We start from the raw sequence: 15,215 nt of genomic DNA on the forward strand, positions 1-15,215 counted from the left end.
GGCAAGATGGGGGCGTGACCCTCATCGATCAGCTGCCGCCGACCGCCGACCCCGACGCCCTGTACGAAGCCTTCGAGTCGTGGGCCGGTGAGCGGGGGCTCACGCTCTATCCCCACCAGGAGGAGGCGCTGATCGAGGTGGTCTCCGGCGCGAACGTGATCGTGTCGACGCCCACCGGTTCCGGCAAGAGCATGATCGCGGCGGGTGCGCACTTCGCCGCGCTGGCCCGGGACGAGGTCACCTTCTACACCGCCCCGATCAAGGCGCTGGTGTCGGAGAAGTTCTTCGAACTGTGCAAGATCTTCGGCACGGAGAACGTCGGCATGCTGACCGGCGACGCGTCCGTCAACGCCGACGCCCCCGTGATCTGCTGCACCGCCGAGGTGCTCGCGTCGATCGCGCTGCGCGACGGCAAGGACGCGGACGTCGGCCAGGTCGTGATGGACGAGTTCCACTTCTACGCGGAGGGCGACCGCGGCTGGGCCTGGCAGATCCCGATCCTGGAGCTGCCGCAGGCACAGTTCGTGCTGATGTCGGCGACGCTCGGCGACGTCTCCTTCTTCGAGAAGGACCTCAACCGCCGCACCGGCCGCCCGACGGCGGTGGTCCGCTCGGCGACCCGTCCGGTGCCCCTGTCGTACGAGTACCGGTACACGCCTCTCACGGAGACGCTCACCGACCTGCTGGCAGCCCGGCAGGCTCCCGTCTACATCGTGCACTTCACGCAGGCGCAGGCCGTGGAGCGGGCGCAGGCGCTGATGAGCATCAACATGTGCTCGCGCGAGGAGAAGGAGCAGATCGCCGACCTGATCGGCAACTTCCGCTTCACCACCAAGTTCGGTCGTAACCTCTCCCGTTACGTCCGGCACGGCATCGGCGTCCATCACGCCGGCATGCTGCCCAAGTACCGCCGCCTGGTGGAGAAGCTCGCCCAGGCCGGCCTGCTGAAGGTCATCTGCGGCACGGACACCCTCGGCGTGGGCGTCAACGTCCCCATCCGCACGGTGCTGTTCACGGCCCTCACCAAGTACGACGGCACGCGCGTCCGCACGCTGCGCGCCCGGGAGTTCCACCAGATCGCGGGGCGTGCCGGCCGGGCCGGTTACGACACGGAGGGCTTCGTCGTCGCGCAGGCGCCCGAGCACGTCGTCGAGAACGAGAAGGCCCTCGCCAAGGCAGGTGACGATCCGAAGAAGCGCCGCAAGGTCGTCCGCAAGAAGGCCCCGGAGGGCTTCGTCGCGTGGTCGGAGCAGACCTTCGAGAAGCTCATCACGTCCGAACCGGAGCCACTGAGCTCCCGGTTCCGGGTGACGCACACGATGCTGCTGTCGGTGATCGCCCGCCCCGGCAACGCCTTCGAGGCGATGCGCCACCTGCTGGAGGACAACCACGAGCCGCGCAAGCAGCAGTTGCGGCACATCCGCCGGGCCATCGCGATCTACCGCTCGCTGCTGGACGGCGGCATCGTCGAGAAGCTCGACGAGCCGGACGCGAGCGGCCGCATCGTCCGCCTCACCGTCGACCTCCAGCAGGACTTCGCGCTCAACCAGCCGCTGTCCACGTTCGCGCTGGCCGCGTTCGAGCTGCTGGACCCCGAATCGCCGTCGTACGCGCTCGACATGGTGTCCGTGGTCGAGTCCACCCTGGACGACCCGCGGCAGATCCTCGCCGCCCAGCAGAACAAGGCGCGCGGCGAGGCCGTGGCCGCGATGAAGGCGGACGGCGTCGAGTACGAGGAGCGCATGGAGCGCCTCCAGGACATCACGTACCCGAAGCCCCTGGAGGAGCTGCTCTTCCACGCGTACGACACCTACCGCAAGAGCCACCCCTGGGTCGGCGACCATCCGCTGTCGCCGAAGTCGGTCATCCGTGACATGTACGAACGGGCGCTGTCCTTCACGGAGTTGGTGTCCCACTACGAGCTGGCGCGCACCGAGGGCATCGTGCTGCGCTACCTCGCCAGCGCCTACAAGGCCCTCGACCACACCGTCCCGGACGACCTCAAATCCGAGGACCTCCAGGATCTGATCGAGTGGCTGGGCGAGATGGTGCGCCAGGTCGACTCCAGCCTGTTGGACGAGTGGGAGCAGCTCGCCAACCCGGAGGAGATGACCGCCGAGGAGGCCCAGGAGAAGGCCGACGAGGTCAAGCCGGTCACGGCCAACGCGCGTGCCTTCCGCGTCCTGGTCCGCAACGCCATGTTCCGCCGGGTCGAGCTGGCCGCCCTCGACCAGGTCGGGGAACTGGGCGAGATGGACGCGGAGTCCGGCTGGGACGCCGACGCGTGGGGCGAGGCGATGGACAAGTACTGGGACGAGTACGACGACCTCGGCACCGGCCCCGACGCCCGCGGCCCCAAGCTGCTGCTCATCGAGGAGGAGCCGGAGAACGCCCTGTGGCGGGTCCGGCAGATCTTCCACGACCCGAACGGCGACCACGACTGGGGCATCAGCGCGGAGGTCGACCTGACCGCCTCGGACGCGGAGGGCCGAGCGGTCGTCCGGGTCACCGACGTCGGCCAGCTGTGAACGGCCCGGCAGCAGCGAGCACAGGAGAATCCCACCCATGACGACGAACCCGGCCGAGAGACTGGTCGACCTGCTCGATCTGGAGCAGATCGAGGTCAACATCTTCCGTGGCCGCAGCCCGCAGGAGTCCCTCCAGCGAGTCTTCGGCGGCCAGGTGGCGGGCCAGGCCCTGGTCGCCGCCGGCCGCACCACGGACGGCGACCGGCCCGTGCACTCGCTGCACGCTTACTTCCTGCGCCCGGGCATCCCGGGCGTGCCGATCGTCTACCAGGTCGAGCGGGTGCGCGACGGGCGGTCGTTCACGACCCGCCGGGTCACGGCCGTGCAGCAGGGCCGTACGATCTTCAATCTCACCGCCTCCTTCCACAAGCCGGAGGAGGGCAGCTTCGAGCACCAGCTGCCGCCGGCCCGCAAGGTCCCGGACCCGGAGTCACTGCCCACGGTCACGGACGAGATCCGGGAGCATCTTGGCGCACTGCCCGAGCAGTTGGAGCGGATGGCCCGCCGCCAGCCCTTCGACATCCGCTACGTGGACCGGCTGCGGTGGACCACCGAGGAGGTCGCGGACGCCGAGCCGCGCAGCGCCGTGTGGATGCGCGCGGTCGGGCCGCTCGGTGACGACCCGCTCGTGCACACCTGCGCCCTCACCTACGCCAGCGACATGACCCTCCTGGACGCCGTCCGTATCCCGGTCGAGCCGCTGTGGGGCCCGCGGGGCTTCGACATGGCGTCACTGGACCACGCCATGTGGTTCCACCGCCCGTTCCGGGCCGACGACTGGCTGCTGTACGACCAGGAGTCGCCCATCGCGGTCGGCGGCCGCGGTCTGGCCCGGGGCCGGATCTACGACCGTGAGGGCCGGCTGGTCGTGTCGGTCGTGCAGGAGGGGCTCTTCCGCAAGCTGGACTGACCTGGTCATATGCAGGTCGGGGCCGCTGTTCGGGGCTCCGATCGCGCCCATGCCCCGTTCCGGCGACCATGGCAGGAGGAGGCACTCTGCCGGCGTCACATGCCCGCTGATCCGGGAGGTGGCCACGCTGCACACCGTGCTCCCCGTCGTCTTCGCGGTCTGCGCGGCCCTCAGCAACGCCGTCGCGACGGTGTTGCAGCGCAAGGCGGCGCTCACCGTGCCGCGCTCCCAGGGGTTCAGGGCCGGGCTGATCGCCGACCTGCTGCGCCGGCCCGTCTGGCTGGCCGGCATCCTCGCGGTGATCGGCGCCGCCGTGTGCCAGGCGCTGGCGCTGGCGACCGGTCCGCTGACGATCGTGCAGCCGCTGTTCGTGCTGGAGCTGCCGCTGACCCTCGTCGTCGCGTCGCTGCTGATGCACCGGCATCTGCCGCGCACGGGCTGGCTGGCCGTGACGGTGGTGGTGGCCGGGCTGGCGGTCGCGCTCGCCGCCGCGTCCCCGACCGGCAATCGCACCCATGTGGAGCTGAACCGCTGGATCCCCGCGCTCGCCGTGTGCGCCGGGGCGGTCGCCGGCCTCGCCGTCGCCGCCCTGCGGCGCCCGGAGGGCCGGGCCCGGGCGGCGTGTCTGGGTGCCGCGACTGCGATCAGCTACGCGGTCACCGCGGCGTTGATGAAGGCCGCCATCCACATCCTCGACGGGCAAGGACTCGTGTCATTCCTCACCGCCTGGCAGACCTACGCGTTCGCCGCGACCGGCGTGTGCGCGCTGTTCCTGCTGGAGAACGCGATGCAGGCCGGTCCCCTGGTCGCCTCACAGCCCGCGCTCACCCTCGGCGACGCGATGGTGAGCCTCGCCCTCGGTATCACCCTCTACGAGGAGACGGTCCGCACCGGGTGGTGGCTGCTGCCCCAGCTGTCCGGTGTCGCGCTGATCGCCGCAGGGGTGCTCGCCCTGTCGCGGATTCCGTTCACGCAGTCGCTCATGGCGCCGGACGAGGAACGCCGGACGGCGGGAGTGCCATGAGAGCCGGGGTGCCCTGCGATCCGGGAGTGCCCTGAGTGCCGGGACCGCCCTGAGGTCGCAGGAGGTCGCCGACTGACTGGCCCCCGGCGACTGTCCGGTCCAGGCCAGCCCTGGCTGAGCCCTGACGCCCGGCGACCGACCGGCCCTGGGCGGACGGATCACCCTTCCGGCTGGCATCGCGGGCACCACACCGTGCCACGGCCCGCCATCCGGGACCGGCGCAGACCGCTGCCGCAGCGCGGGCACCTGGGATCGGGGTCGTCACGATGTCCGGTGAGCCAGGAGTCCCGCGGCGGCACGCAGCCGGCGCTGACGGCGGACCGCAGGGTTCTGCGCATCTCGGTGTACAGGCGACGGCGGTCGTCCTGGGTGAGCTCACGCGCCGGGCGGCCGGGGGGCAGCCGGGCACGCCACAGGATCTCGTCGGCGAGCAGATTGCCGAGGCCGGCCAGGACGGACTGGTCGGTGAGCGCGGTCTTCAGGTGACCTCGGCGCGACGAGAGCACGGCCTCGAACTCCGCGCGGTCCACCGCCATCGCGTCGGGGCCCTGCCGACCGAGCAGCCGGTCGAGGTCGGAGTCGTCGTGGGCCAGCCACAGGCCCTGGAGCTTGCGCTGGTCCCGGAAGCGCAGCTGACGGTTCCCGCTCAGGGTGAACAGCACCCGGTCGGGGGCCTCGACGGCATCGTCTGGACGACCGCAGACCAGCCGGCCGGTCATGCCGAAGTGCAGCACCAGGGTGGGGCCGCCGGTGCGGGCGAGCAGCCACTTGCCGTGCCGGTCCGGGGTTCCGAACCGCCGGCCCTCCAGCGCGTCACGCAGGCCCCGAACCCCGACTCCGTGCAGGACGCCCGCGTCCCGCACCTCGACATGCCGCACGACCCGTCCCCTCGCACAGGACTCGAGCACCTGCCGGAAGCCCTCGACATCAGGCAGCTCGGGCATGATGGAGGGGTCAGGATTCCTGGAGGACGGACAGCACGTTCCCCGCCGGGTCGGTGAACCACGCGATCAGCGGGCCGCCCCCGCGGAAGATGCCCTTGTCGTCCGCCTTGAGGTGGTCGTAGCGCTCGAAACGCACCCCCCTTCTGCTCAGCTCGTCGACCGCCGCCTCGATGTCGTCGACGGGGAAGTTGAGGATGGTGTAGGTCGCCGGGGTGTGGTCCTCCTTCGGGTAGACCAGGATGTCCCGGCCGCCCGCGATGTGCAGGATCAGCATGCCGTGCTCTTCCGAGACGCGGAGTCCCAGCGTGTCGCCGTAGAACTTCCTGGCCGCCTCGATGTCGTTCACGGAGAACCCGCTGTACGCCTTCGTCGTACCGAACATGATCGCCTCCCGGACATAGTCTCCTCACAGATGGGACCGGGGCGCATCCGGAAACTCATCGCTTATCGGGCGGACAGCGGGGCGCGCCCTCCGCCCCGGCAGGGGGCACCCGGCAGGAGGCGCCGGGCAGGGGGCGCCGGGGTCACCCGGCAGGCCGCCGGCCTCTGCGGCGCAGCCAGCCCAGGAGGCCGTGGGAAGGCGTGTGGTCCGGGGGCACGGACCGGACTTCCGCCGGAGCTGCGACAGGCTCCGGCGCTGAGGTCGGAGCCGGTACCTGCCCTGAGGCCGGTCCCGGGGCCGGGCGTGGTGCCGGGTGTCGCCTTCGGGCCGCTTCCACCGTGTGGGCGAGATCCGCACGGAACCAGGCCACTTCGTCCGGCTCGCTCGCCGTCATGAGCTCCTGGGCCCGGTCGGCGGCGGGCGATGCGGACGCGCCGTGCGCCGGGAGCCGGGGGCGGCAGCGGTTCAGGTGGGCGCGCTCGTACGGGTCCTCGACGACCTCCGCCACGTCGGCCGGGTCGAGGAGGCAGGCGACGGCCGCCGCGTGCGCCCACGGGTCGTCTCCCGCCTGCCGCAGCAGGAACCCGATGTGCCGGCCCCGCCAGTTGCGGGGACGCCGGTCCAGCCCAGCCTTCAGCCCTTCCCGAACCTGCGCGGGCGCGCGGCCGGTCAGCAGCCGGGCGTTGCTCTCCTCGGCCGCGAACTGCCGTAGTTCCTCGGCCAGATAGAGCCATACGACGGTGCGGTAGCGGTTGAGATAGAAGCGCACGGGGACAAGCAGGCCGAAGCGCGCGAGGCTCGTGAACCTGGCGGGAGTCACGTCCATGAGCTTGGCGCCCTCGCTGGTTCCTGCGGTCGCGACGCGCTCGCGCAGTGTGTCCGGAAAGCCGTCATCGGCGCGCAGCCGGTCGATCTCGGCGCGGGCTACCCGCCGGCCTCCGCCTCCTTCGTCGGGGACGGTCCGGATGAGTCCGAGATTCACCGCCAGGTCGAACTCACGCCGCCTGAGGTCGAGTTCGCGGGCGGCCCGGCTCGGGGCGCAGGTGAGGCAGTCGGTTTTCGCGATGGTGCCTGACATGGTCGGTCTCCCCCGTGGAGTCGGCGGCTCACGCCGTGTGCGGTCGCCGTGAAAAAACCGTAGCCGCTTCGGCGCACGTCGTGGCGAGCCTGTGGATAACTCCGCGGGGGTGACGAATGTGCAGGTCAGACGCCAGTTTCCGGTTTCCGTTCGGGCTGGCGTTCATCCACGTCGAGGTGCTCGCCGACCCGGTTGACCAGAAGTGTCATCTCGTAGGCGATCTGGCCGATGTCGGCCTCCGCGCCGCTGAGGACGCACAGACAACTGCCCGTGCCGGCCGCGGTGACGAAGAGCACCGCGTCGTCGAACTCGATCATCGTCTGGCGTACGCTGCCCGCGCCGAAGTGCCGTCCCGAGCCCTTGGCCAGGCTGTGCAGTCCGGACGACACGGCCGCGAGGTGCTCCGCATCCTCGCGGCGCAGCCCGGTACTCGCCCCTGTCACCAGACCGTCGTTGGACAGGACCAGTGCGTGCCGCACCTGGTGGACGCGCTCGGTCAGGTCGTCCAGCAGCCAGTCCAGTCCCTGGTTCTGCGCCATGTTCCGATCTCCCCGTTTTCTCCCCGTGCGATTCTCCTCCTGGCCGGAGGATCTCCACGCCAGCCTTCCCCACGACCGCTGTCGGGGCAAGGAGGATGGGAGCCACGGCAGAGAAGATGACCGACGCGCAATGGCGGCAGTTCGTTTCCTACGGGACCCGCACCGGAAAGCTCTCCACGGTACGGGCCGACGGGGGCCCGCACGTGACCCCGATCTGGTTCGTCCTGGACGGCGACGAGCTGGTGTTCAACACCGGCAAGGACAGCGTGAAGGGGCGCAATCTGATCCGTGACGGCCGGGTCGCCCTGTGTGTGGACGACGACCGGCCGCCCTACTCCTTCGTGGTGGTGCGGGGCCGCGCCCGCGTCTCGGAGGACCTCGACGAGATACGGCACTGGGCCACCCGCATCGGGGCCCGGTACATGGGCGAGGAGCGCGCCGAGAAGTTCGGCGCCCGCAACGGCGTCCCGGGCGAACTCCTGGTTCGGGTCACCATCGACAGGGTCCTGGCGGAGCGGGACGTCGCGGACTGACGGAGAGGAACCCGCCTCAGCCGACCGAGTCGAGAAGCCGGGCGGTGTGCATCCGCCCGGCGTACTCGACGAGCCGGATCAGCACCTCCTTCCCCGAGTCGCGGTCCCGGGCGTCGCACAGCACCACGGGCGTCCCGCGGTCGAGGTCGAGGGCGCGTGAGACATCCGGGGCGCCGTGCCGCCGTGCGCCCGCGAAGCAGTTGACGGCCACCACGAACGGGATGCGCCGGTGCTCGAAGTAGTCGACCGCGGGGAAGCAGTCCTCCAGGCGGCGGGTGTCCGCGAGGACCACCGCGCCGAGCGCCCCTTGTGACAACTCGTCCCACAGGAACCAGAACCGGTCCTGGCCCGGCGTGCCGAACAGGTACAGGGAGAGGCCGGAGCGGATGGTGATGCGTCCGAAGTCCATGGCGACGGTCGTGGTGGTCTTGTGGTCCACACCGTCGGTGTCGTCCACCAACTGGCCGGCTTCGCTGAGCAGTTCCTCCGTGCGCAGCGGCCGGATCTCGCTGACGGCGCCGACCAGGGTGGTCTTGCCCACGCCGAACCCGCCGGCGACCAGTATCTTCAACGCCAGTGCGGAGGCCTCGCCGCCGGTGGCGTCGGAGTGCTCGGAAACCATTGATCACTTCTCTCGGGAGTGCCGGCAAGGGATGAGGTGAGTACGTGGGCGGTGTGTCGGCATCTACAGCGCCCTCAGTCCTGCGATCACCTCGCGCAGGATGCGCTCGTCGGGCAGCTGTGCCGGCGGCACGGGGCGGCTGACGGTGACGCAGCCGAGTTCCAGGAGGTCGCTGAGGAGGACCCTGACGACGCCCACGAGCAGGTCCGCGCCCGCGGCGAGTTCGGCGACCGACTGGGTCTCCGTACGGCACAGGTCGAGGAGGGCCCGGTGTTCCGGACCGAGCGGGACGTCGACCACGCCGGGTGCGGCAGGGTCCAGCGTGACCAGGGCGATCAGGTCGAACCGCACGCCGGTTGGCCCGGGCCGGGTGCGTCCGCCCGTCATGGCGTAGGGGCGGACGAGCGGGCCGGCCTCGTGGTCGTACCACTGGCTGCCCTGCTCGGGCGGGGTGCCCGTCATGTCCTCGGTCATCTGCGCGGACCGCCCTCTCGGTTCATCCGGCGGCGGGTGGCCGGGCGCCGACGCGGGGCGCCGTGCCGAGGTGCTCTCCGACGCGTTTGACCAGACGCGCCATCTCGTACGCCACGAGGCCGATGTCGGCGGTCACGGCGGTGAGGAGGGCGAGGCATGATCCGTCGCCCGCTGCGGCCACGAACAGGAAGCCCTCGTCCATCTCCACCATGGTCTGGCGGACACCGCCGGCACCGAAGTGCCGTCCGGCTCCCTTGGCGAGGCTGTGGAAGCCCGAGGCGACCGCGGCGAGGTGCTCGGCGTCCTCGCGGCGGAGGTCGGTCGAGGCGCCCACGGCCAGGCCGTCGTTGGACAGCACCACGGCGTGCCGTATCTCGCTCACGCGGAGCACCAGATCGTCCAGCAGCCAGTCGAGTTCGCCGGAGCTCCGGGCGGAATGCGTGCTCGGGTCCTGGATCATGCGAGGTCTCCTTCGAAGCTGTCACTGCCCGTCGGGCCGGGGGTGGTTCCGCGGCCGGGTCGCCGGCCGCCGCCGCGCGTCCAGCCGTCGCGGTACGCCGTCATGCGGTCCCGGACGAGCTCGGGGGTGCGTTCGTCATCCCGGGGTGCGGGCGAGAGCGGGGGCTCCTCGGGGCGCCCCTCGCGCAGTTGGGGTGCGAGGCTGGCCTGCCGCACGCGACGCGGGAGGTCGTCGGAGCCTTCGGGCTGCTCCTGGGGCCGGTGCAGTCGCAAGGTCGCGACTCCTGGGGGTGGGGTGTGGCTCGTGGTCTCCGCGACGGCCGGGACGGGAGCCACCAGGGCGCGCCGGTCGGCCGGTGCCGGGACGGCATCGGGGACGTTGTCCTGATGCGGGATGTCGTCGGGCACGCGCGCGTGGGCGCGTTCCGCGGGCTGGCGCGCGTGCACCGCTTCACCGCGGGACCGTTCCGCTTCACCGCGGGACCGTTCCGCCGCCCCGGTGTGCAGCAGGGCGGTGGGCACCAGGACGACCGCGGTGGTGCCGCCGTACGGCGAGGTCCTCAGGTGGACCTTGATGCCGTGCCGGGCGGCGAGCCTGCTGACCACGAACAGACCGAGCCGGTCGCTGTCGAACAGGTCGAGCGCCTCGGACTGCTCGATGCGGCGGTTGGCCTCGGCGAGGGTCTCCTTGCCCATGCCGAGGCCGCGGTCCTCGACCTCGACGGCGTAGCCGTTGCCGACGGGTTCGCCGGTGACGCGCACACGCGTGTGGGGCGGCGAGAACTGGGCGGCGTTCTCGATGATCTCGGCGAGGAGGTGCGTGAGGTCGGCCACGGCCGCGCCGACGACGGCCGCCTCGGGGAGTTGCCGTACCTCCACGCGCGCGTAGTCCTCCACTTCGGAGACGGCCGCGCGGACCACGTCGGTCAGGGAGACGGGCCTGCGCCAGGCACGGCCGGGGGCCGCTCCGGAGAGGATGATCAGGCTCTCCGCGTGGCGCCGCATGCGGGTGGTGAGGTGGTCGAGGCGGAAGAGGTCGCTCAGTTCGTTCGGGTCGTCGGAGCGGCGTTCCATGCTGTCGAGGAGGCTCAGTTGCCGGTGGACGAGAATCTGGCTGCGGCGGGCGAGGTTGACGAAGACGCCGGAGATGCCGCTGGCGAGTTCGGCGCGCTCGACGGCGGCCCGCAGCGCGGCCCGGTGGACCGTGCCGAGGGCCTCGGCGACCTGTCCGGTCTCGTCCTCGGCGGACGGACCCGGCGGTGCCTCGGCGCGGATGTCGATCTCCTCGCCCGCGCGCAGTCTCTGCATGGCCTCGGGGAGTTTGCGCCGGGCGATCTCCAGGGCGCTGTTGCGCAGGCTCACGAGCTCCACCACGAGACCGCGGCCGATGCGCACGGAGATGACGAGCGAGGCGGCGACGGCGGCGAGGCCGAGCAGGACGGCTGCGCCGGCCGGGGTGAGCAGTCCCCGGGTGAACGGGTCGGCTCGCTCCGCGACGCCTCGTGCGGCGTCCTCCTCGATCGTGCGCATGCCGTTCTGCACGCGCGCGTGGGCGGTGTTCCAGGTGCTCCCGGGTACCGCCTCGATCGCCTTGGCGCCCGGTCCGCCGGCGAGGATCCCGTCCTCGGCGTCGCCCAGCCCGGCGTAGGCACTGCTGTCGGCGAGGGCGTCCCACGCGGAGCGTTCGGTGCCGCGCAGGTCGGTGACGGCCGACTCGGTCAGGGTGCGGCGCAGGTCGACGGCGCCGGTGAAGAGCCGGAGCCGCTCCCCGGTCAGCGTCCCGGACAGGCGGGCACTCGCCAGAAGCGCGTCCTCCCGGGCCAACGCCTCGCCGGCCCGGGAGAATTCGAGCAGCACGCGCGCGTCGGAGCCGAGGTCGGCGTCCTGGATGCCGGTGAGGGCACCACCGACGCCGAGAGCCTCGGAGATGGTCCGGGTGTAGCGGTCGTACGTCTCGGCCCAGCCCGCGCGCCGGTCCCGCAGGTCGGTCCGCAGCGGACGCAGTTGCCCGGCACCGGTGACGAACGCCTCCAGCCGGCGGGCGACTCCGGCGGGCAGTTCCTCGCTGTCGGCGACGGTGCTGTTCTCGCCGAGCCGCAGTTTCGCGACGGCCCGGTCGGTGCGCCGGGCGAGTTCGTCGAGTTCGTCGGTCCCCGCGGCGGAGGGGTCGGTGGCGCGGCGTACGGCGGCGGCTCGTTCGGCCTGGAGGGCGGCGACCGAGGCGGAGACGGGGGCGCGGACCATGGCGTCCACACGCTGGACCTGCCGCAGCCGGGAGACGTCCTGGGCGGTGGTGACAGTGGCGTGGGCCCACAGGGCCAGGAGGGAGACGACCGGCACCATCAGCAGGCAGACGATCTTGGCGCGCACGGTACGGGGGCGTATGTGCCAGCGCTCCGCACGCGTGGGCACTCCGTCCGGTGCGGCCCCCGAGGGCGCCTCGGAGCCCTCGTCGGCCGGTGGTCCGGCGTGCGCGCGGCGACCGCGCACGGGCGGGGGCGGCGCCTCGGCGCCGGCTGTGGGGGGCCTACGGGGTGTACGCATGGACTCCTCGCTCGGGGGTGGTTCGGGGCGTGTCACCCCGGCTTCAGGGCGTGCCGTCCGGGCTTCGACGGCTGCCGTCCAGACCGTGGGGCTTGCCGTTCGGACCGTGCGGCTTGCCGTTCGGACCGCGGGGCGTGCCGTCCGGGCCGCGGGCCATGTCGTCCGGGCCGCGGGCCATGTCGTCCAGACCATGGGGCATGCCGTCCGGAGGGCCTGTCGCCCGCCCCGCCGGGCCTCGGTCGCGGCTAACGGGCGATGCTCTCGACCGGCCGCTGGGCCGACGCGGACGCCTCACGCTCCCCTGCCGTCGGCGACAGCGCGACGAAGGCGGAGGTCAGAAAGAGGTAGGACCCGAGGCCGACGGCGAGGGGGAAGATGAACTGCATCGCCGTGGCCCCGGGCAGTGCCTCCCCGGTGGGCGTCACGCGCACGCTCACCGCGAACATCCCGGTGTAGTGCATGCTGCTGACGGCCGCGCCCATGATCAGGGAGGCGATGGTGACCGCGACGGGCGACTTGATGTTGAGCGCCGCCCACAGAGCCGCCGTCGCGGCGACGACGGCGATCAGGACGGAGAGCCCGACGAGCACCGGGTCGTAGGTCACGTCGCCGTGCAGGCGGACGGCCGCCATGCCCAGGTAGTGCATGCTGGCCACGCCGAGACCGGTGGTGAGCCCGCCGACCAGCAGGGCCCTGCCGCGGTCCCGGCTGTAGCCGACGGCGAAGACGCCGGCGCAGACGACGACCATGGCGACGAGCAGGCTCAGCAAAGTGAGCGGCACGTCGTAGCGGATATCGGTGCCGGCGACGCTGAAACCGAGCATGGCCACGAAGTGCATGGTCCAGATGCCGGTGCCGATCGCCGAGGCGGCGGTGACGAGCCAGTTGCGGCGCGAGCGCCCGGTGGCGGCGAGCGCGCGGACGGTGCAGCGCAGCCCGAGGGCGGCGCCGATGCAGGCCATCACGTACGACAGCACGGGGGTCAGCCACCCCAGGGCGGCGTGGTCCAGGTGTCCCATGACCCCGGGACGCTAGACCCGGCAGGGGCGCCCGAAGGGGGCGCATTTCGAAAGGTGTTGGAGTATGACGCAAGGATGTACCGGATCGATCGGGTCACGCTCGAACGTGTGCACTGAGGCGTCATCCGTGCCGGTGAGGAATCATGCCGTACATGAGCGACGACCAGACGCGTGTCCAGGAGTTCTTCACCGCCCGCGCCGCCGACTGGGACAGCCGGTTCCCCGATGACGGTCCGGCCTACGCTGCCGCGGTCGCCGAGCTCGGACTGCGCCCGGGCGACCGCGTCCTCGACGCGGGGTGCGGCACCGGACGCGCCCTGCCGCCGCTGCGTGCCGCCGTGGGGTCCTCGGGAGTGGTACTCGGGGCCGATCTGACCCCGGCCATGCTGCGGGAGGCCGTGCGAGCCGGACGGGACCGTGACGGGGCGTTGCTGCTCACGGACGTTGCCGCGCTGCCGCTGCGCTCGCACTCGCTGGACGCCGTGTTCGGGGCGGGCCTGATCTCGCATCTGCCGAGTCCGGCCGAGAATCTGCGGGAGCTGGCGCGCGTGGTGCGTCCCGGTGGTGTGCTGGCGCTGTTCCACCCGATCGGCAGGGCGGCCCTGGCCGCGCGCCACGGCCGCCCGCTCACCCCGGACGACCTGCGCGCCGAGCCCAACCTCAGGCCGCTGCTGGCCGGTTCGGGGTGGCGCATGGCGTCGTACGTCGACGAGGACTCCCGCTTCCTGGCGCTCGCCGTCCGCGAGGACTGAGCTGCCTCGTCACCCCGCCGCGTCACCCGGCTCCCTCAGCCGGCCGCGTCACCCGGCCTCGGCGTCCGACGCCGCCACGTGCCGCACGGGGCAGCCCCCGACGCCCGGGACCGGGCGCGTGCCCAGGTCGTCGAGCCGGTAGCCGTACGGGTAGCCCTTGATCTCCCAGTTCTGGCGGGCGAAGTGCGGGGCGCGCCGGGGCGGCAGCAGACGGACGGCGCGGCCCCGCAGGCGTACCGCGCGACGCACCCACGCGCGCGTCGCGGCGCTCGGCGGGGTGTAGCGGAAGGCACGCAGCAGCGAGTCGTCGAGCAGCGCGAGGGTCGTGGTGCGCAGCAGCGGCGCGAGCGGGCGCGGGTACCAGGAGGACATCAGGTCGAGCGTGGCGTCCGAGACCCGCCGGGCCTCCTCGTCCCAGGCGAAGTGGGCCGCCTCGTAGCCGTCGAGGCAGCTCTCGAACTCCTCGTAGGTCTCGGGGATGTCCTTGATGCCCATGTGCCGGCCCAGCGTGCGGTAGTGGACGACACTGGCCACGATCTCGTGGCGCGACATCCTGCGCCACGCGTAGGCGTCGATCCACCGTTTGGGCACCACGACGAACGTACAGAGCACGTAGCGCATGTCGTCGTTGCTGATGTCGTAGCTGCGGTGCATCTGGTTGATGCGGCGGATCGCGGTCTTGCCCTGGTCGCTGCCGAAGCCGTGCTCGACCACGGCGTCCAAGAGCAGCGACGTGTCGTCGTAGCGCTTCTGTGTCCGCTCCGTGAGCTCCGCCGTCTCGGCGAGCAGCCGGCCGATGCTCGGGACGGCGTACGTGCGGTACAGGGCCAGCTCCAGGGCGCGGGTGAAGTCCCAGGGGAACTCGTACGCGGCGCTCAGCCGGTAGATCTCCGTGGCCTCCCGGTGCGGGTCCATCCGCCGTATCTGTTCCAGCCGTGCGAAGCGCTTCACAGTGCCGTCCCCCTTCTGTCACCGGAGATCCAACTTTACGTTGGAGTCGGCGAGATGACCGGCAGGCGGGACATCCGCACAGGGGGAAGGTGGTCAGGATGTGGGGCAAGGTCCGGAAGGCCGGAGGCAGAGTCGCTCATGCGTTGCGCACGGAGACGGAGGCCGGCGAGGGCAAACGTCCACACAATCTTTTCGAGGCGGCCGCGGCCTACGTCACTGCGAGCGCTGAGGACGACCAGGAGCGGGCCGACGAGGCGGCCGGCTGGGTCTCGCCCGAGGCGCTGTCGTTCGGGGTGAACGAACTGGCCGGCCGGGCCGTCATCGCGCTCGCACGGGAACGCGGCGAATCGCCCCGGACCGTGGCCCGTGAGCTGCTGGGGCTGCCGGCGGAGTGACGCGCCCTGCCCGGACGGCCGATTCGCCCCGTCCGCCGGAAAAGGGCAGCTCCTGGCGCAC

At 71.8% G+C, this 15,215-nt stretch carries 17 protein-coding genes; 6 read left to right on the plus strand and 11 right to left on the minus strand.

The window, feature by feature from the left end:
- Positions 1-14 precede the first annotated feature (14 nt).
- The 3 genes from AOQ53_RS19245 to AOQ53_RS19255 all read left to right on the plus strand — a co-directional run bounded on the left by AOQ53_RS19245 (position 15) and on the right by AOQ53_RS19255 (position 4,462).
- Positions 15-2,528, plus strand: coding sequence for a DEAD/DEAH box helicase (locus AOQ53_RS19245; protein WP_059418951.1), 2,514 nt, complete (start codon positions 15-17; stop codon positions 2,526-2,528).
- A gap of 37 nt (positions 2,529-2,565) precedes the next feature.
- On the plus strand, positions 2,566-3,438 hold the full coding sequence (locus AOQ53_RS19250) for an acyl-CoA thioesterase (protein ID WP_059418953.1): 873 nt from the start codon (positions 2,566-2,568) through the stop codon (positions 3,436-3,438).
- Between the two features lie 127 nt (positions 3,439-3,565).
- Positions 3,566-4,462 carry a DMT family transporter gene (locus tag AOQ53_RS19255; protein ID WP_059418984.1) on the plus strand — a complete coding sequence of 299 codons (897 nt, stop codon included), beginning with the start codon at positions 3,566-3,568 and terminating at the stop codon, positions 4,460-4,462.
- Between the two features lie 158 nt (positions 4,463-4,620).
- Here AOQ53_RS19255 and AOQ53_RS19260 read toward each other — a convergent pair whose 3' ends face one another.
- The 4 genes from AOQ53_RS19260 to AOQ53_RS19275 form a co-directional block, all read right to left on the minus strand.
- The gene (locus AOQ53_RS19260) at positions 4,621-5,406 is read right to left on the minus strand and encodes an Fpg/Nei family DNA glycosylase (RefSeq protein ID WP_059418955.1); all 786 of its coding nucleotides are present in this window, start codon (positions 5,404-5,406) and stop codon (positions 4,621-4,623) included.
- 10 nt (positions 5,407-5,416) lie between these two features.
- Positions 5,417-5,788: a VOC family protein gene (locus tag AOQ53_RS19265; RefSeq protein ID WP_059418957.1), complete on the minus strand. Its 372-nt coding sequence runs from the start codon at positions 5,786-5,788 to the stop codon at positions 5,417-5,419.
- Between the two features lie 142 nt (positions 5,789-5,930).
- Entirely contained in the window at positions 5,931-6,866 is a 936-nt protein-coding gene (locus tag AOQ53_RS19270; protein ID WP_059418959.1) for a DUF6397 family protein, read from the minus strand.
- A 125-nt stretch (positions 6,867-6,991) separates the two neighbouring features.
- Positions 6,992-7,405, minus strand: coding sequence for a roadblock/LC7 domain-containing protein (locus AOQ53_RS19275; RefSeq protein WP_059418960.1), 414 nt, complete (start codon positions 7,403-7,405; stop codon positions 6,992-6,994).
- A 95-nt stretch (positions 7,406-7,500) separates the two neighbouring features.
- Between AOQ53_RS19275 and AOQ53_RS19280 the strand changes: the two genes are divergently transcribed.
- On the plus strand, positions 7,501-7,938 hold the full coding sequence (locus tag AOQ53_RS19280) for a PPOX class F420-dependent oxidoreductase (protein WP_059418961.1): 438 nt from the start codon (positions 7,501-7,503) through the stop codon (positions 7,936-7,938).
- Positions 7,939-7,954: 16 nt separating this feature from the next.
- On the opposite strand, the gene AOQ53_RS19285 is transcribed toward AOQ53_RS19280, so the two are convergent.
- From AOQ53_RS19285 to AOQ53_RS19305, 6 genes are all read right to left on the minus strand, one after another.
- On the minus strand, positions 7,955-8,560 hold the full coding sequence (locus tag AOQ53_RS19285) for a GTP-binding protein (protein WP_059418962.1): 606 nt from the start codon (positions 8,558-8,560) through the stop codon (positions 7,955-7,957).
- A 63-nt stretch (positions 8,561-8,623) separates the two neighbouring features.
- Positions 8,624-9,034: a DUF742 domain-containing protein gene (locus AOQ53_RS19290; protein ID WP_059418964.1), complete on the minus strand. Its 411-nt coding sequence runs from the start codon at positions 9,032-9,034 to the stop codon at positions 8,624-8,626.
- A gap of 22 nt (positions 9,035-9,056) precedes the next feature.
- The gene (locus tag AOQ53_RS19295) at positions 9,057-9,494 is read right to left on the minus strand and encodes a roadblock/LC7 domain-containing protein (protein WP_020277336.1); all 438 of its coding nucleotides are present in this window, start codon (positions 9,492-9,494) and stop codon (positions 9,057-9,059) included.
- Entirely contained in the window at positions 9,491-12,037 is a 2,547-nt protein-coding gene (locus AOQ53_RS19300) for a sensor histidine kinase (RefSeq protein WP_059418965.1), read from the minus strand. The genes AOQ53_RS19295 and AOQ53_RS19300 overlap by 4 nt, the downstream gene beginning before the upstream one ends.
- 43 nt (positions 12,038-12,080) lie before the next feature.
- A complete protein-coding gene (locus tag AOQ53_RS44720) occupies positions 12,081-12,236 on the minus strand; it encodes a hypothetical protein (protein WP_167745737.1) in 156 nt (51 codons plus the stop codon).
- A gap of 46 nt (positions 12,237-12,282) precedes the next feature.
- Entirely contained in the window at positions 12,283-13,056 is a 774-nt protein-coding gene (locus AOQ53_RS19305) for an MHYT domain-containing protein (protein ID WP_059418967.1), read from the minus strand.
- A 152-nt stretch (positions 13,057-13,208) separates the two neighbouring features.
- Between AOQ53_RS19305 and AOQ53_RS19310 the strand changes: the two genes are divergently transcribed.
- Entirely contained in the window at positions 13,209-13,808 is a 600-nt protein-coding gene (locus AOQ53_RS19310) for a class I SAM-dependent methyltransferase (RefSeq protein ID WP_059418986.1), read from the plus strand.
- 48 nt (positions 13,809-13,856) lie between these two features.
- On the opposite strand, the gene AOQ53_RS19315 is transcribed toward AOQ53_RS19310, so the two are convergent.
- Positions 13,857-14,759: an oxygenase MpaB family protein gene (locus tag AOQ53_RS19315; RefSeq protein WP_059418969.1), complete on the minus strand. Its 903-nt coding sequence runs from the start codon at positions 14,757-14,759 to the stop codon at positions 13,857-13,859.
- Positions 14,760-14,857: 98 nt separating this feature from the next.
- On the opposite strand from AOQ53_RS19315, the gene AOQ53_RS19320 reads away from it, so the two are divergent.
- Complete coding sequence (locus tag AOQ53_RS19320) at positions 14,858-15,154, plus strand: hypothetical protein (RefSeq protein ID WP_059418970.1); 297 nt, start codon at positions 14,858-14,860, stop codon at positions 15,152-15,154.
- Positions 15,155-15,215 lie beyond the last annotated feature (61 nt).

The organism is Streptomyces azureus (genome assembly GCF_001270025.1).
Taxonomy (GTDB): domain Bacteria; phylum Actinomycetota; class Actinomycetes; order Streptomycetales; family Streptomycetaceae; genus Streptomyces; species Streptomyces azureus.

What these genes read in the sequence shown, in the direction of transcription:
- AOQ53_RS19300 (WP_059418965.1), bottom strand. Translation starts at nt 12,037, where the DNA reads ATGCGTACACCCCGTAGGCCCCCCACAGCCGGCGCCGAGGCGCCGCCC.
- AOQ53_RS19260 (WP_059418955.1), bottom strand. Translation starts at nt 5,406, where the DNA reads ATGCCCGAGCTGCCTGATGTCGAGGGCTTCCGGCAGGTGCTCGAGTCC.
- AOQ53_RS19280 (WP_059418961.1), top strand. Translation starts at nt 7,501, where the DNA reads ATGGGAGCCACGGCAGAGAAGATGACCGACGCGCAATGGCGGCAGTTC.
- AOQ53_RS19320 (WP_059418970.1), top strand. Translation starts at nt 14,858, where the DNA reads ATGTGGGGCAAGGTCCGGAAGGCCGGAGGCAGAGTCGCTCATGCGTTG.
- AOQ53_RS19285 (WP_059418962.1), bottom strand. Translation starts at nt 8,560, where the DNA reads ATGGTTTCCGAGCACTCCGACGCCACCGGCGGCGAGGCCTCCGCACTG.
- AOQ53_RS19265 (WP_059418957.1), bottom strand. Translation starts at nt 5,788, where the DNA reads ATGTTCGGTACGACGAAGGCGTACAGCGGGTTCTCCGTGAACGACATC.
- AOQ53_RS44720 (WP_167745737.1), bottom strand. Translation starts at nt 12,236, where the DNA reads ATGCCCCATGGTCTGGACGACATGGCCCGCGGCCCGGACGACATGGCC.
- AOQ53_RS19295 (WP_020277336.1), bottom strand. Translation starts at nt 9,494, where the DNA reads ATGATCCAGGACCCGAGCACGCATTCCGCCCGGAGCTCCGGCGAACTC.
- AOQ53_RS19250 (WP_059418953.1), top strand. Translation starts at nt 2,566, where the DNA reads ATGACGACGAACCCGGCCGAGAGACTGGTCGACCTGCTCGATCTGGAG.
- AOQ53_RS19305 (WP_059418967.1), bottom strand. Translation starts at nt 13,056, where the DNA reads ATGGGACACCTGGACCACGCCGCCCTGGGGTGGCTGACCCCCGTGCTG.
- AOQ53_RS19310 (WP_059418986.1), top strand. Translation starts at nt 13,209, where the DNA reads ATGAGCGACGACCAGACGCGTGTCCAGGAGTTCTTCACCGCCCGCGCC.
- AOQ53_RS19290 (WP_059418964.1), bottom strand. Translation starts at nt 9,034, where the DNA reads ATGACCGAGGACATGACGGGCACCCCGCCCGAGCAGGGCAGCCAGTGG.
- AOQ53_RS19270 (WP_059418959.1), bottom strand. Translation starts at nt 6,866, where the DNA reads ATGTCAGGCACCATCGCGAAAACCGACTGCCTCACCTGCGCCCCGAGC.
- AOQ53_RS19275 (WP_059418960.1), bottom strand. Translation starts at nt 7,405, where the DNA reads ATGGCGCAGAACCAGGGACTGGACTGGCTGCTGGACGACCTGACCGAG.